This window comes from Streptomyces sp. NPDC012474, from assembly GCF_042955185.1.
GTDB lineage: Bacteria > Actinomycetota > Actinomycetes > Streptomycetales > Streptomycetaceae > Streptomyces > Streptomyces cahuitamycinicus.
This window is the reverse complement of sequence record NZ_JBIBEP010000010.1, coordinates 208,710-223,822: the sequence shown is the minus strand read 5'-3', so window position 1 is coordinate 223,822 and position 15,113 is coordinate 208,710. Positions and strand designations below refer to the sequence as shown.

General features: G+C 72.1%; 11 protein-coding genes. 5 read left to right on the top strand and 6 right to left on the bottom strand.

Annotation, left to right across the window (positions count from 1 at the left end):
- Positions 1-88: 88 nt before the first annotated feature.
- Positions 89-2,125, bottom strand: a complete 2,037-nt coding sequence (locus ACFY9S_RS23085) for a flotillin family protein (protein ID WP_391131495.1) — start codon at positions 2,123-2,125, stop codon at positions 89-91.
- Between the two features lie 71 nt (positions 2,126-2,196).
- A complete protein-coding gene (locus tag ACFY9S_RS23080; protein ID WP_391131493.1) occupies positions 2,197-2,613 on the bottom strand; it encodes a hypothetical protein in 417 nt (138 codons plus the stop codon).
- A gap of 251 nt (positions 2,614-2,864) precedes the next feature.
- Between ACFY9S_RS23080 and ACFY9S_RS23075 the strand changes: the two genes are divergently transcribed.
- Together ACFY9S_RS23075 and ACFY9S_RS23070 are read left to right on the top strand one after the other, a co-directional pair.
- Positions 2,865-3,923, top strand: coding sequence for a helix-turn-helix domain-containing protein (locus ACFY9S_RS23075; protein WP_391131491.1), 1,059 nt, complete (start codon positions 2,865-2,867; stop codon positions 3,921-3,923).
- 456 nt (positions 3,924-4,379) lie between these two features.
- Positions 4,380-5,912: an amino acid carrier protein gene (locus ACFY9S_RS23070; RefSeq protein WP_391131489.1), complete on the top strand. Its 1,533-nt coding sequence runs from the start codon at positions 4,380-4,382 to the stop codon at positions 5,910-5,912.
- 107 nt (positions 5,913-6,019) lie between these two features.
- Here the strand turns inward: ACFY9S_RS23070 and ACFY9S_RS23065 are convergent, their stop codons facing one another.
- Positions 6,020-7,288, bottom strand: a complete 1,269-nt coding sequence (locus tag ACFY9S_RS23065) for a cation:proton antiporter (RefSeq protein ID WP_391131487.1) — start codon at positions 7,286-7,288, stop codon at positions 6,020-6,022.
- A gap of 250 nt (positions 7,289-7,538) precedes the next feature.
- Here ACFY9S_RS23065 and nhaA point away from each other — a divergent pair, with 250 nt between their 5' ends.
- The 3 genes from nhaA (at position 7,539) to ACFY9S_RS23050 (ending at position 10,624) form a co-directional block, all read left to right on the top strand.
- On the top strand, positions 7,539-8,834 hold the full coding sequence (gene nhaA, locus ACFY9S_RS23060) for a Na+/H+ antiporter NhaA (protein ID WP_391131486.1): 1,296 nt from the start codon (positions 7,539-7,541) through the stop codon (positions 8,832-8,834).
- Positions 8,835-9,073: 239 nt separating this feature from the next.
- Positions 9,074-9,835: a GAF domain-containing protein gene (locus ACFY9S_RS23055; protein WP_391131484.1), complete on the top strand. Its 762-nt coding sequence runs from the start codon at positions 9,074-9,076 to the stop codon at positions 9,833-9,835.
- A gap of 51 nt (positions 9,836-9,886) precedes the next feature.
- Positions 9,887-10,624, top strand: coding sequence for a GAF domain-containing protein (locus ACFY9S_RS23050; RefSeq protein WP_391131482.1), 738 nt, complete (start codon positions 9,887-9,889; stop codon positions 10,622-10,624).
- A 29-nt stretch (positions 10,625-10,653) separates the two neighbouring features.
- Here the strand turns inward: ACFY9S_RS23050 and ACFY9S_RS23045 are convergent, their stop codons facing one another.
- The 3 genes from ACFY9S_RS23045 to ACFY9S_RS23035 are packed head-to-tail and all read right to left on the bottom strand — an operon-like array spanning position 10,654 to position 15,034.
- Positions 10,654-12,396 (bottom strand): AMP-binding protein, encoded by a 1,743-nt coding sequence (locus tag ACFY9S_RS23045; RefSeq protein WP_391131480.1) that lies wholly within the window; start codon positions 12,394-12,396, stop codon positions 10,654-10,656.
- On the bottom strand, positions 12,393-14,216 hold the full coding sequence (locus tag ACFY9S_RS23040; RefSeq protein WP_391131478.1) for a CoA transferase: 1,824 nt from the start codon (positions 14,214-14,216) through the stop codon (positions 12,393-12,395). The genes ACFY9S_RS23045 and ACFY9S_RS23040 overlap by 4 nt, the downstream gene beginning before the upstream one ends.
- Positions 14,213-15,034, bottom strand: a complete 822-nt coding sequence (locus ACFY9S_RS23035) for a methyltransferase (protein WP_391131476.1) — start codon at positions 15,032-15,034, stop codon at positions 14,213-14,215. Before ACFY9S_RS23035 ends, ACFY9S_RS23040 begins: the two co-directional genes overlap by 4 nt.
- Between the last annotated feature and the right edge of the window lie 79 nt (positions 15,035-15,113).

Genomic DNA, 15,113 nt, shown 5'->3' with positions numbered 1-15,113 from the left:
GCCTACGCGGCGCTGCACCCCGACGCGGTGAAGGGGCGGTCCGGAGCCGCCGTCCCCTGTGCGGCGGCTCCGGACGTGAAGGGGCGGTTCAGGCGTGGACGGCGCTGCCGTTCAGGGTGGTGAGCGGCTTGTCCGCCAGGCCCAGCTCCCCGGCTCGGTCGAGCAGTTGCTGGAGCTGCCCCGAGTCGGTCCCGCCGGTCTTCATCAGCTTCAGCAGCAGCGCCGAGACGGTCAGGTTCTGAACGTCGGCCGTGGAGACCGAGCCGAGGATGCGGCCCAGGTCGTCGGTGAAGCTGGAGGTGCCGTCCAGCCAGGGCCGGGCCAGTGCCTGAGCGGTCTCGGAGTGCTGGACGAATCCGTCGACGCCCTTGCCGAGCGCGATGGAGGACATCAGCCGGTCGAAGAAGACCGATTCGCCGCCGACGATGCTGATGTCGGCGCTCTCCAGGCCGGTGGCGAGCACCGTGGCCTGGGCCTCGGCGACCTGCCGCTGCATGTCGAGCCCGGCGAGGCGGATCTCCTTGTCGGCCTGGATGCGCAGCCGGTACTCCTCGTGGCCCCGTGAGGCGTCGTCGAGGGCGGCCATGGCGGCGGCCTTCTGCGTCAGCCCCTCGGCTTCGGCCTTGAGCTTCTCGCCGATGGCCGCGGCCTCCGCCAGGGCCTGGGCCTGCGCGCCTTCCGCCTCTGCCCGCAGCCGGGCCTCGGTGGCGGCGGCCTCCGCGCGGCCCGCCTTCTCGGTGACGTCGGCTTCCTTGTCGCGGACCTGGACGGCGGCGAGCCCTTCGGCGGCCGCCTCGGCCTGGATGCCCTCGGCGAGGCGGAGCTTGGCCTGCGCGTCGAGGTCGGCCGTCTTCAACCGGGCCTCGGCCAGAGTCAGTTCCTCGGCGGCCCGGTGCGTGGCGGCCTGCTCGGCGGCCTCGGCGGCCTTGATGTCCTTGACCAGCTTCTCCTGCGCCTCGGCCTCGGCGGCGATGATCACGGTCTGTCGCTGCCGCTCCGCCTCCTCCACGGCCCGCAGCTTCTTGATGGACTCCTCCTGCTCGGCGACCGTACGGTCCACGGCGACACGCTCGCGGATGACCTCGGCGATGTCCCGCTTCTCCGCCTCGACCTCCTTCTCGGCGGCGATCCGGGTCAGCTGCGTCTCCCGTTCCCTGCCGATGACTTCGAGGAGCCGGTCCTTCTCGATGCGCTCGTTCTCGATGGCGATGACCCGCTCGCGGTTCTTTGCGGCGACGGCGACCTCGCGGGCCTGGTTCTCACGCTGCACGCCGAGCTTCTCCTCGGTGGCCAGGAAGGCGCCCTGGGCCCGCAGCCGCTCCTCCTCCACCACCCGCGCCGTCTCGGCCTCCTCCCGGGCCCGTACGGTCGCGATCTCCCGCTTCTGCTTGGTCTCCGCGTCGACCTGGCGGCGCTCCAGCTCCAGGATGGCCTCGCGGGCGTCGACGTTCTGCCGGGTGATCTCCTTCTCCTCGTGGCGCTGGAACTCGTTGGTGCGCACGTGCTCCACGGCCGTCAACTCGGTGATCTTGCGGATGCCCTGGGCGTCGAGGACGTTGGCCGGGTCGAGCTGGGCGACCGGTGTCTGCTCCAGGTAGTCGATCGCCGCGTCCTCCAGGTGGTAGCCGTTGAGGTCGACGCCGATGACCTCGATGATCCGGTACCGCAGCTCCTCGCGCTTGGTGTACAGGTCGGTGAAGTCCAGTTGCTTGCCGACGGTCTTCAGCGCCTCGGAGAACTTCGCGTGGAACAGCTCCTGCAGTGTGTCCCGGTCGCTCGCCCGCGCGGTGCCGACGGCCTGCGCGACCTTGATGACGTCCTCGACGGTCTTGCTGACCTTCACGAAGAACGTGATCCGGATGTCGGCGCGGATGTTGTCCTGGCAGATCAGACCGTCCTTGCCGGTCCGCGTGATCTCGATGGCCTTCACCGAGATGTCCATCACCTCGGCCTTGTGCAGCACGGGCAGCACGACCTGCCCGGTGAAGGTCACGTCGACCTTCCGCAGCTTGGAGACGATCAGCGCCTTGCCCTGCTCCACCTTGCGGAACAGCACGGAGACGACCAGTACGGCGAGCAGGGTGACGGCGACGAGCACGCCGACGCCCAGGAGGATGACATTCATGGGAAACGTCCTTGAGGCGTGAGGAAAATCGAAGCGTGAGAGGGCCGACGGCACGGCCGACGGGGCACTGCTCAGGCGGCGTGGTGCACGTGATCCCGTGCCTCGCCGCGATCGGGCGAGCCGGGTTCGTCGGGGAAGAGCCGGTGCAGAGGGCGTACGAACCGGCAGGTCAGTCGCCATGCGACGGGCAGGGCCGCGACGGGCAGGACCATGCGCAGCAGCCCGGTGGCGGGACACGGCGGCGTGCACGCGGCGAGCAGGAGGCCGCCTCCGACGCTCAGGAACCAGGCCACGGCCGTCAGCGTGGAGACGGCCACCGCCACGGGTACGCCGCCCATGCCCCAGGCACGGAGGTTCGCGTCCGCGTCGAAGGTGCCGGCCGAGGTGAAGCCCGCCGCGACGAGGAGCCAGAAGCACAGCAGCACGACGAGGGCGGCGGTCAGGAGAATCGTGGGCGGACCGGTGACGACCGACAGCAACGTCCGCATGCCGTACCCCTCCCGTCCCGTCAGCACTGCCCGTCAACCGTGTTCGGAGGCGCATCGCTCTCGCAGGGTTTCCGGTGTCGGGCACCTGCCGGTGTCCGGCACCGGAATCCCCCGTAGTGCTCCCCGCGACCCATCCTGCATCGCCGGAGCAGACCCGCGCATTGCCGGATCCCGGCAGTGTTGTCTAAGGTCTGCATGCCGGTCAGCGGCCAAGGAAGCCGTCAGCGGCGCGTCAGGAACTCGGGGGAACCATGGTTGAGTTGGAGATTCCGGAGGAGTATCTGGCGGGCTACGCCCGGATACTGACCGAGGTCGCGGCCACCGGCCGGCGCCTCACCCGGGAGGAACTCACCTCACGCCGGGCCCTCGGGGAGCAGGCGGCCGACGCCGGTTACGGACTGCGGGCCCTGGTCAGCGCCCATCTGACCGCCGCACGCGCGGCCTGGCCGGCCGGCCTCACCTCGGCGGACAGCGTCCTGGCCGCCGTGCAGCAGGCCACGGACGCCTTCGCCGAGGGCTTCGAGCGAGCTCAGCGCCAGGCCGTACGGCAGGAGGAGGCGGCACGCCGCGAGTTCATCGACGACCTCCTCTACGGCCGCAGCGACCTCGGGCGCCTGGCCGAACGTGCCGAACGCTTCGGCCTGCGCCTCTCGCACGCCCATGCCGTCGCCGTCGCCGAGGGCCCGACCGCCTACGAGGAGGGCGACCCGGTACCCCGCCAGGTGGAACGCGCCCTCATCTCCCGCTTCGGCGACCGCAGCATCCTGCTCACCACCAAGGACGGCCGACTGCTGTGCATCGCCCCCGGCCCTCAGGACGAGGTTCTCGCCCACTTCGCGAAGCAGGCGTATGCCGCCACCGACGGCGGCCGGGTCGCCATCGGCCGCCCCCAGTCCGGCCCCGGCGGCGTCGTCCACTCCTACGAGGAGGCGCTCAACGCCCTGGAACTCGCCGAGCGCCTGGAACTGGAGGACCCGGTCCTGCGCGCCGCCGACCTGCTCGTCTACCCCGTCCTCACCCGCGACCGGCAGGCCATGGCCGAACTCGTGCTCGCCACCCTCGGTCCGCTCACCACGGCCCGCGGCGGCGCCCAGCCCCTCCTGGACACCCTCGCCGCCTACTTCGACTCCGGCTGTGTGGCCGCCGAGGCGGCCCGCCGTCTCACCCTCAGCGTGCGGGCCCTGACCTACCGACTGGAACGCATCCACAAGCTCACCGGCGCCAACCCGGCCGACCCGGCCAACCGCTACATGCTGCAGACCGCGGTGATCGGAGCGCGGCTGCTGGACTGGCCCGCCCAGGAGCTCTGACGCGCTCCGGTCCGTTCGCCGTCAGGGGGCATCGGGGGCCGGGGGTTGGGTAGGCGCCTCCGAGTGCGCTCCGGCCGGAGGTGCCTTACATCGCGGCGGCAACCGTGAGCACGGCCGACTTCTCAATAGGTGTCCGATGAACGGATCTCGGGCTCCGCATAACGGTCCGATATCGCTCGCTGGCATTTTCGACCGTAACTGCGAGTCATGTGACTTGCATCACCCATGCCATGGCAAAGGCCGTGGTAGAACTGCGCAACTCCGCAGGTGGAACCGCTCGGCACCACAGCGCGGAGCGGTCGGCATGCACCGGCAGCAAGACCCGGGTGATCACGATCCGCATCCGCGGACAGCCCACCCAGCGTCGCCGATCGGACAACGGCGTTCGTTCAGAGACCGCACATCGACCGGCGGCACTTCCCCGTGCCCCGGGCTCGCACCATCGAGGTAGCCACTGTGTCACTCGACTCCGTCACCCAGAACGTGGACGAAGCCGTCAGCGATTTCTTCGAACCCATAGCCAAGTGGCTCGGAGACGTCGTCTTCTACGCGGTTCCCGTCGGCGGAACCCAACTTCCCCTCATCGTCGCCTGGCTCGTCGTCGCCGGCCTGGTCTTCACCGGCTGGTTCGGGCTGGTACAGGTCCGCAAGTTCAGACTCGCGTTCGACGTGGTGCGCGGGAAGTACGACGAGAAGGGGTCGACCGGCGAGGTCAACCACTTCCAGGCCCTGACCGCCGCCGTCTCCGGCACGGTCGGCCTCGGAAACATCGCGGGTGTGGCCGTGGCCGTCTCCTGGGGCGGCCCCGGCGCCACGTTCTGGATGATCCTGTGCGGCCTGCTCGGCATGGCCACCAAGTTCGTCGAGGTCACCCTCGGCGTGAAGTACCGCGAGGTGCACGCCGACGGCACCGTCTCCGGCGGCCCGATGCACTACCTGCCCAAGGGCCTCAAGGAGCGCTTCGGCAGCGGCGGCGCCAAGCTCGGCAAGGTGCTCGCCGTCCTCGCCTCGATCATGATCCTCTTCTTCGGTCTGTTCGGTGGCAACCTGTTCCAGACCAACCAGAGCTACGCGCAGATCTCCTCGACCTTCGGCGGCGAGGACGGCTTCCTGGCCTCCTCCGCCGGTGCCGTCCTCTTCGGCCTGGTCGTCTCCGCGCTGGTCGGTCTCGTGCTGCTCGGCGGCATCCGCTCCATCGCGTCGGTCACCAGCCGGCTGGTGCCCGCGATGGCCGGCATCTACATCGTGGCCTGCCTGGTCGTCATCCTGGGCAACGTCACCGCGGTGCCGGACGCCTTCCAGGAAATCCTGCGGGGCGCCTTCCAGGCCGACGGCGTCGTCGGCGGTGTGCTCGGTGCCCTGATCATCGGTTTCCAGCGCGCCGCGTTCTCCAACGAGGCCGGTCTCGGCTCCGCCCCGATCGCCCACTCCGCGGTCAAGACCAACCACCCCGCGAGCGAGGGTCTGGTCGCCCTGCTGGAGCCGTTCATCGACACGGTCGTCATCTGCACCATGACCGCGCTGACCATCGTCATCGCCGACCCGGCCAGCTGGGGCGAGGCCCGCGAGGGCAAGGACATCGGCGGCGTCACCATCACCTCCGACGCCTTCGAGACCGTGCTGCCCTGGTTCCCGACCGTGCTCACGATCGCGGTGCTGCTGTTCGCCTTCTCCACGATCCTGACCTGGGGCTACTACGGCCTCAAGGCCTGGTCGTACCTGTTCGGCAAGAGCAAGACCAGCGAGACCGTCTTCAAGGTCATCTGGAGCCTGTTCGTGATCCTGGGCTCCCTGATGTCCCTCGACTCGCTGATCAGCCTGGCCGACTCCGCGCTCTTCCTGCTGTCGGTCTTCAACATCATCGGCCTGTACCTGCTGGCCCCGGTCGTCAAGCGCGAGCTCGCCTCCTTCCTGGAGTTCGTCCGGGCCCGCAAGGCCGGTGAGATCGGCGGCGACGGCGACCAGGAGTCGGCGAAGACCACCGTCTGACCGCCCCCCGGCGGCCCGGCTCCGGTACGGGCCCGTACCCACCTCGCGCCTTGGTGGGTACGGGCCCGTACGTCTGCCGCCACGAGCGACGGCCTGCGATCAGCCGCCTACGACCGGCCGCCGGGCTCCGCCCCGTCGCGCCGCCGGTCCAGGTAACCGATGGCCGGGGTCGCCATGACTCCGTGCAGCACCACCGAGATCACCACGGTGAGGGCGACGACCGCCCACAGCTCCCGCTCCAGCCCGCCGAAGGAGTCCTGCCCCAGGGCGTAGGACAGGTAGAAAAGCGAGCCGATGCCACGGATCCCGAACAGGGCGACCACGGCGCGCTCCTTCTTCCCCACGGCGCTTCCCGCCTGTGCCAGCCATCCGGTCAGCGGCCGCACGACCAGCAGCACGAGCACGCCCAGCAGCGCGCCTCCCAGCGTCAGGGCGGACAAGGCGCCGGCCACCAGGTAACCGCCGAGCAGGAACAGCAGCACGGCCGTGAGCAACCGCTCGATCTGCTCGGTGAACTCGTGCAGCACCTTGTGATAGCCGTGACTGCGCTCGGCGGCGCGGATCACGCAGGCGGTCACGAACACGGACAGGAAGCCGTAGCCGTGCAGCACCTCGGCGATGCCGTACGACACGAAGGTGGCCCCCAGCGCCACGAAGCCCTCCATGTGCTCGGACAGCCGCAGCGCCGAGGTACGCACCCGGAAGAACATCCACCCCAGCAACCAGCCGACACCTCCCCCGACGGCCAGCCCCACAGCGCACTTGCCCAGCAGGTCGGTCAGCGCCCACGAACCGATCCAGTCCCCCGACCACCCCGTCCCGGCCGCCGCCGCGAGGGCGATCGCCGCGTAGACGAACGGAAAGGCGAGTCCGTCGTTCAGCCCCGCCTCGCTGGTCAGGGAGAACCGCACCTCGTCCTCGTCGCGCTCGGTACCGAGCGGCTCGCCCACGCGCACCTCACCGGCCAGCACGGGATCCGTGGGCGCGAGCACGGCCCCCACCAGCAGAGCGGCAGCGGGCGGCCAGTCGAGCAGCCCCCAGGCCAGCAGGGCGACGGCGGCCACGGTCAGCGGCATCGTGATGCCCAGCAGGCGCCACGTGCTCGACCACCGGCGCCATCCGAAGGGCCGGTCGATGGCCAGCCCCGCGCCCATCAGCGACACGATCACACACACCTCGGTGGTGTGTTCGACCCACAGGCGATCCCGCACGGGATCCACAGCCGGCACGCCCACCGGCAGCAACTCGATCAGCACCCCCGCGGCGAGGAAGACCATGGGCAGCGACAACGGCCGCTTGGACACCACCCGGGGCAGCACGGCCGCCCCCAGCGCCCCCAGGCCCAGACAGAGGTAGACCACGTCCGAAAGCGTCACTGCGACCTCCTGCCCGACGCGATCACTCCAGGCCCCGTGTGTACCCCGTCCGCACCGGTATCTCTCTGGAGTACGCCCACCGGTGCTCGCCGCCTGCCCGTTTTCGGCGGACGAGGCGGGGGTATGCCGACGGACCCGCTCCGGTTAGGGTGTGCGGAACGCGCCGGGGAGGCGCGGGGTGTGCCGGGAAGTCTGGTCGGCGTCCGTAGGGCCGTGTGCCCGTTCGCCGATACCCCGGAGGTTCGCCGCCTTGGCCGCCACGCCGCCCCGCACCCCGTTCCTCGGTCTCCTCTCCTGGCCCGAACGGCAGGCAGTGGCCCGGGCCCTGCGCACCGAGACGGTGGGCGGCCTCGTTCTGCTGGCCGCCGCGGTGGTCGCGCTGGTATGGGCGAACACTCCGCTGAGCGGCGCGTACACCACCATCCGCGACTTCCACTTCGGGATACCCGCACTGGGATTGGACCTCTCGGTCGGCCACTGGACCTCCGACGGGCTGCTGACCGTCTTCTTCCTGGTCGCCGGGATCGAGCTGAAGCGGGAGCTGGTCGTCGGCTCACTGCGCACCCCGGCGACGGCGGCGCTGCCCGTCATCGCCGCCGTGTGCGGCATGGCCGTACCCGCCGCCTTCTACGCCGTCACGGTCGCGGCCGGCGGCGGCAGCATGGACGGCTGGGCGGTGCCGATGGCCACCGACATCGCCTTCGCCCTGGCGGTCCTGGCGGTCATCTCCACCCACCTGCCGACCGCCCTGCGGGCCTTCCTTCTGACCCTCGCGGTGGTCGACGACCTCGGCGCGATCCTGATCATCGCCCTCTTCTTCACGTCCGACCTCAACTACTGGGCACTGGCCGGGGCGTTCGCAGGGCTGGCCGTCTTCTACGTCCTGCAGCGGCAGCGGGTGCGGGGCTGGTGGTGGTACGTCCCGCTCGGGGTGACGATCTGGGCGCTCCTCTACAACGGCGGCATCCACGCCACCGTCGCCGGAGTCGCCATGGGCCTGATCCTGCGCACCGTCCGCGACCGGGACGAGAAGGAATCACCCGCGGAACGCACCGGACATCTGCTGCACCCGCTCTCCGCCGGCCTGTGCGTACCACTGTTCGCGCTGTTCGCCGCCGGGGTCGCCGTCTCCGGCGACGCGCTGGGCGAGGTGTTCACCACCCCCGAACCCCTCGGTGTGATCGCCGGACTGGTCGCGGGCAAGATCCTCGGCATCTTCGCCGGGACCTACCTCGCAGCCCGCTTCACCCGCGCGCGGCTGAACTCGGACCTGGCCTGGGCCGACGTCCTGGCCCTGGCGACCCTGGCCGGAATCGGCTTCACGGTCGCCCTGCTCATCGGCGAGCTCGCCTTCCCCGGCACGGCCGTCGGCGAACACGTCAAGGCCGCCGTCCTGATCGCCTCGCTCACCGCCGCCCTGCTGGCCGGCCTGCTCCTGCGCCGCAGGAACGCCGTCTACCGGCGCCTGTACGAGGAGGAGAACCTCGACGAGGACGCCGACGGCATCCCCGACATCTACCAGCGCACGGGATCCGGCAGCACATGACCGACGTGTAGGGACCCCGACGCGGCAGGGGCGCCGACGCCAGGTTGTGCGGCTGTCTCAAGCCGAGTGCCGGAGTTCCCGTGGGGTCACCACGACCGCGAGCACCCGCCCGGTACGAGGACGCAGCCCGAACCGATCCGGTCGTCCGCCTCCCGCCGGTCGGCGGGGGGCATGGCTGCTTGCCTTTGCCAAGATCGGGTGAAACCGTTGATGCGGACCGGCCGCGGGAGGTGATGGGCATGGCGGGGGACGACCTGCTGGGCGGCGGAGACCCCGAGCAAGAGGCGGACGTCGAGCGTGCCCGCATCGCCCACGCGCTCATCGCCGATCTGCGCGGACTGCCTCCGGCCGAGGTGCCCGGCGCCCTGTGCCGAACCTGCCTCGCGCTGCTCCCTGAGGTGTCGGGGCTGTCCGTCTCGGTACTGGGGGGCGGCTCGACGGGCGTCGTCCTGTGCGCCAGCGACGATGTCGCCGCCCGGCTGGCGGAAATCCAGTTCACCCTCGGTGAAGGACCGTGCAGGGAGGCGGCCCGGCTCCATGCACCCGTGTTCGCGACGAACCTGCCTCGTGCCGCGGACCGGCGCCGGTGGCCGCTCTTCTCGATACAGGCGGCGAAGGCCGGGGTCGAGGCGGTCTTCTCCCTGCCGTTGGCAAGCGCCGGCAGCGCGCTGGGCACGCTGGACCTCTACCGCGCGACGCCGGGCTCTCTGAGCGCGGACCGTCTCCGCACGGCCATGCTCGTCGCCGACGCGGTCACTCTCGCCGTCATCGCTCTCGAGCAAGCTTCCCCGGACCCCGAAGGAGTCGTAACGTGGCTGGCAGGAGCGGAATCGGACCGGGAGGAGGTACATCAAGCCACCGGGATGATCATGATGCAGCTGGGAGTGAGCGCCGAGGAAGCGCTCCTGCGTCTGCGTGCGCGGGCCTTCGCCCAGGGCCGTACCGCCATGGAAGTGGCTCGGGCGATCGTCGACCGCAGCATGGACCTCCGCGATGACTGAACGGCCGGTACGCGTGCCGGTACACGCATCGACAGCGCCGGGGAGGCGACCATGAATCGCGAGCGTCGGCTGGCGCAGGCCTTCGTCGTCCTGGCGGACACCTATGCCGCAGAGTTCGACCCTCTGCAACTTTTCCGGCGTCTGGTCCACACCTGCCAGGATCTGCTGGACGTGGACGAGGCGGGTGTGATGATCGCGGACGCCCGCGGCAGCCTGAAGACCATGGCGACGACCGAAGAGGACGACGTCTTCGCCGAACTGCTGCGGCTGCAGAACGGCCATGGCCCCTGCGTGGACTGCTATCGAGCCGTGGAGCCGGTGAGCGTTCCCGACATGGCCACCGAGCACGAGCGCTGGCCGAAACTGGCCACCGCGATGGCCGACGCCGGGTACGAGTCCCTGCAGGCGGTCCCGGTGCGTCTGCACGAGCGTCCGCTGGGAGCCCTCACGCTGCTCCGCCGGCGCCCGGGGCGCCTGGCCGAGGACGACGTACATCTCGCGCAGGCCCTCGCGGACTCCGCTGCGCTGGCTCTGATGCACTGGTCCATCGAGCCGACGGACGGCGAGGACGTGGTCACCCGCGTCCAGGGCGTGATCGCGGCGAAGGCCCAGCTGGAGATCGCCAAGGGCATGGTCGCGCAGTACGGGCAGACCACGATCGGCGATGCGGCCCGCCGGCTCAGCGCCTATGGGAGCAGGAATCAGGTCCGTCTCACCGAGATCGCCCACTCCCTGGTCACCCGCAGTGTGACACCGGCCGACGTGATCGCCGGGCAGCCCCTCGGTTGAGCCGGGAATCGGTGGCTCCGCCGCCACGATCATCGCGATGTGGGGGATCTGCCCCCGCTGCTCTCATCGGCCTCACGAGCGCCCCGCGGTCTTTCCCGGGCTGAGCACGCGGTCGCCCGGGACGTCAGGGTGCGGTAGCAGACCTTCCCGCTGGGGCCGAGGGGCATCTCGTCCACCGCCAGGAGGCGTTCGGGGAGTTTCCGGCGGGCCAGGCCACGGCCCTCCAGGTGGGTGGTGAGGTCGGACAGCGTGGGGACGGGTGTGCCCGGGGCCGGGCGGACGCAGGCGCACAGTCGTTCCCCGAGGTCCGGGTCGGGAACCGGGACGCAGACCGCCTCGGCCACCGCCGGATGGGTACCCAGCTCGCGTTCGACCTCGGCGAGACTGATGTTGAGCCCCCCGCGCACAGCGATGCGTTTGAGCCGGCCCAGGACGTGCAGCCTTCCGCGCTCGTCCAGCAGACCGAGGTCGCCCGAGCGCACCCAGCCGTCGGAGGTGCGGTAACGGCTGTCCAGTTCCGGTGCGTTGACGTAGCACAGCGGTGTCATGGGGCCCAGGGCCTCGATCTGACCCGTCCGCCCGGTGGGCAGCGGCGTGCCGTCGGGTCCGGTGATCCGGATGCGTGCCACCGCGGGGTCCGGGGTGCCGACGCTGTCGCCCGGCGGGTGGTGTTCTCCCGCCGTGTGGCAGTTCAGGCCGTCCGACGAGCCGTACACGGTCACCACCGGTCGGCCGAACCGTTCGCGGCATGCCTGGGCGGTGGCCGCAGGCAGGGGGGCGCCGCTGGAGACGACGGCACGTAATGACGATGTGTCCTCGTCCGGCCGCGCCGGGAGGTCGGCGATACGCCGGAGCATCGTGGGCACCGCGAACAGGTGGGTGGGACGCTGCTCGGCGACCGTCCGCAGCGCTCCCGCCGGGTCGAAGGCCGACCGCACGATCAGGGTGCCGCCGAGGGCGGCCAGGGTGACCGGTGTGCCCAGGGAACCGAAAGAGGAGGCCAGCGGGGCGAGGACGAGGTGGCGGGGCGGCAGTGTGGTGTCGGGGTGCAGGCTCCGGACGTACCGCGCACGGCCGCCGGCCAGGGCGTGATGACTGTAGGCCACCATCTTCGGCTCGGCTTCGGAACCGGACGACACCAGGATGCGGGCGGGCCCGTACGGGTCGGCCGGCCGTGGCCGCCAGGGACGCCGGGTGGGGATGGGCGGGGAGTGCAGTCCGTGCGTCCGTGCGTCGCCCGGGCCGGGGGTGAACACGGTGCGCAGGTACGGAAGATCCGCGACGGCCTGTGTCAGGCGGGCCGATGCGAGGACGGCGCCCTGGGCCCGCGAGCGGGCGAGCAGCGCCCGGACGTCGCGGTCGTCGCCGCCCGGGGGGATCGGGAGGGCCACCGAGCCGATCGCGTAGACGGCGAGTTCCGCGGCCACGGCGTCGCGCCCGTTGGGCAGCAGGAGCGCCACCACGTCTCCGTCTCCCAGGTCCGCCTGGGCGAACAAGGCGGCGATCCGGCGGACTTCGGCGTCCAGCGCCGCGTAGGACAGCACTCCGGCGTCGTCCACCAGCGCCTGGCGGTCCGGGTGTTCATGGACCCGGCCGGTGAACAGTGCGTAGAGGTCGGTGTCGGGGCACAGGCTCGCCGACACCCAGGCACGTCGTTGGGCGTGGGGCACCAGATCCGGGAAGGGCACGCCGGCGCGTGAGGTCCACACCGGCTGCGCGGCCCGGCTCGCGGACGGGGCGATACGGTGCCGGGTCTCGGGGGCGGCCGTCATGCGAACTCCCAGGGGGCGTACGGGCGGGCGTGGCCGGTGGACGGATCAGGTGGTGCGACGGCCGCCCGGAAGGCCGGGTCGCGGGCCGGAGCCGTCAGATCGGTGAGTACGGGGGTCGCGGTCAGACCGGCCTCGGCCAGCCGTGCCGTCCACTGTTCGGTGGTGCGGCGCGCGAAGCGGGCCGTGTGGTCCTCGGCGGCCGTGGGTCCGACGCCGTCCAGCAGGCGGAGCACTGCCTCGGGGCACGCCCGGGCCTCGGGACCGAGGTACAGATGGCCGTCCGCCGTGCGCAGCGGCCGGTCCAGTGCCGTCCAGCGGGGCCGGTGTGCGGGGCGGGGGACGAGAGCGGCGGCGGAGACCAGGGAGGAGTCGACGCGGCTGCCCCGGCCGGTTGCCTCCCGGGCAGCCAGCGCGGCCAGCACCCCCTGCGCGCACACCAGTCCGCCGAGCACGTCGGTGAGGGTCATCAGAGAGGGGGCCGGGGGCTGGTCGGCCGGCCGTGCCGCCGCGGCGAGGCCGCTGTGCACCTGGGCGAGGTAGTCGGTGCCCAGGGGCGGCGGCCGGTCGCCGAAGGCGTCCCCGAAGCCGGATGCCCAGGCGTACACCAGGGCGGGGTGGCCGGGCAGCAGGTCGGTTGCGTCCAGGCCGAGCCGCGAGGCTTTCCCCGGGGCCCAGTTGTGCAGGAAGACGTCGGCCTCGGCGGCCAGCGCGCGGACCGTGTCGCGGCCCCGCGCGGCGGTGAGGTCGGCCTCGATCACCGGCTTGCCCGCGTTGAGAGCCGAGAAGCGGGCCGAGCAGTCCCCCGCCAGCGGAGGGAGCCAGCGCATCGGGTCGCCGCCGGGCGGTTCGATCCGGACCACCTCGGCGCCCAGCATCCGCAGGACGTGCCCGGCGAGCGGGCCCTGCACCCTGCGGGTGGACTCCACCACCCGCAGGCCCGTCAGCGGCAGGACGGCACCGGAGAGCGGGACGGCCGGGCGTGGGCCGCGCACGGCGGTGTCAGGGTGTCCCCGGGCCCCGGGGAAAGGTGCCGGCACCGGAGTGAGGCACCAGGCGGCCGGGCGGACGGCGGGGGCCGGGTCGGAGCCGACGGTGAGGAGGCTGACGCCGGTGTGATGCGCGGCGGCCCTCAGCTCCGCCAGCGTGCGGCGGCGGGCGGCCCGGCGCAGCTCGTCCGGCAGCGGGCAGACGGCGGTGGCGAACCGCTGCTGGAACGGCAGCCAGCCACGGCCGGCGAGCGCGGGGACCACGCCGAGCCGGACCCAGAACTCCCGCCACGCCAGGGGGTCGAGGGTCTCGACCTCCACTCGGGCGTCGTCGGACGTTTCCAGGGTCGCCAGACCGCCCGTCGGCAGCGCGTCCGGTCCGGCCGTCGACGGCGCCGGCGCATCCGGCTCGGGCGGACCCGAGTTGTCGCGGGCCGTCTCGGCGGCGAGGTACTGCCCGACCGCCAGAAGGGCCCCCTGCGCCACAGAGGTCCGCACCTCGCGCAGGTCCAGGCCGCGGGCCCGCGCGACGCGGAGAGCGGTGGCGCCCTGGGCGGCGAGCACCCCCGCCACCACCGAGGCGTAGTCGACGGCCAGCGGGAGCGGCCCGCCCGTCGCCCGGCCGTGGACCTCCATGAGACCGCAGGCGGCCTGTACGGCGCGCTCGTCCGGCAGGTCCGCACCGACCGGCCCCGCCCAGTCGACGGTGTACCGCGGCGTATCCCGGCCCGGGCCGCGCGTCTCCGGCAGGTCCCGCGCGGCGTGCCGCAGCAGCCGGCCGGCGATCGTGGCGGCGACGGCCGGCCGGGCCGCGGCGCGCAGGTGTGGCGTCACGATCGCCCCCGGCCGGGCCGGCGGCCCTGCACCGAGTACAGGACGCTGGATGCGGCGCGGAAGGACGGGTCCCGCATCAGCCGTCCCACGCGGTCCAGGTCCTCCTGGGTCATGCCCTGTTCCGTCAGCCGGTCCCGGAGGTTGCGGGTGTGGTTCAACTGAAGTCCGAGGCCGGGGTCCCGGGCGTGCCGTACGCCGATGTGGAGGTGGACGTCGATGGCGGTCAGCCCCGCCGCCCGGAATGCAGCAGGCACCTTGCGTCCCCAGTGCGGATCGCCGCCCGCGGCGCGCAGCGCGGCCGTCTTGGCCCGCAGGAACCGGACATAGAGCGCCTCGGCCTGCGCGTCCGGGGTCAGCAGGGGTGGCTCGTAGGAGGCGTCGAGCTCGTCGATCTGCAGCAGGCCGCCGGGTTTGAGAGCGCGCACCAGCTTGTGCAGGACGGCGTCCCGGGTGGGGAGGTGCTGCAGGACCAGGCGGGCCACCACCAGGTCGTAGACCGCCTCCGGCAGCGGGTCGCGGGCCACGTCGAGGGCGGCGACCTCCAGGCGCGGGCCGGGTGCCAGGTCGCGCGGGTCGAGGTCGGTGGCGAGCACCGAGCCGCCCGGTGCCACCCGGCCCGCCAGCCAGCGCGCGATGCTGCCGCCGCCGGCGCCGACCTCCAGGCAGTGCCAGCCCGGGCCGACACCGGCGGCCGCCAGGCGGGGCAGGGTCACCGGATCGTAGGCGGCAGCCAGGCAGGAGTGCTGGTCGCGGCTGTGCGCGGTGCCGTTGCCGAAGACCGGGTCGGTGCCCTCCCGGGCGGGAGCGGGCTGGGACACGGTGTGGATCCTCTCGTGAGAACGCTGCCCGGTCAGGCCCGGCGTCGTCAGGTGCGGCCGGACGGGGCCCGGCGTCCGG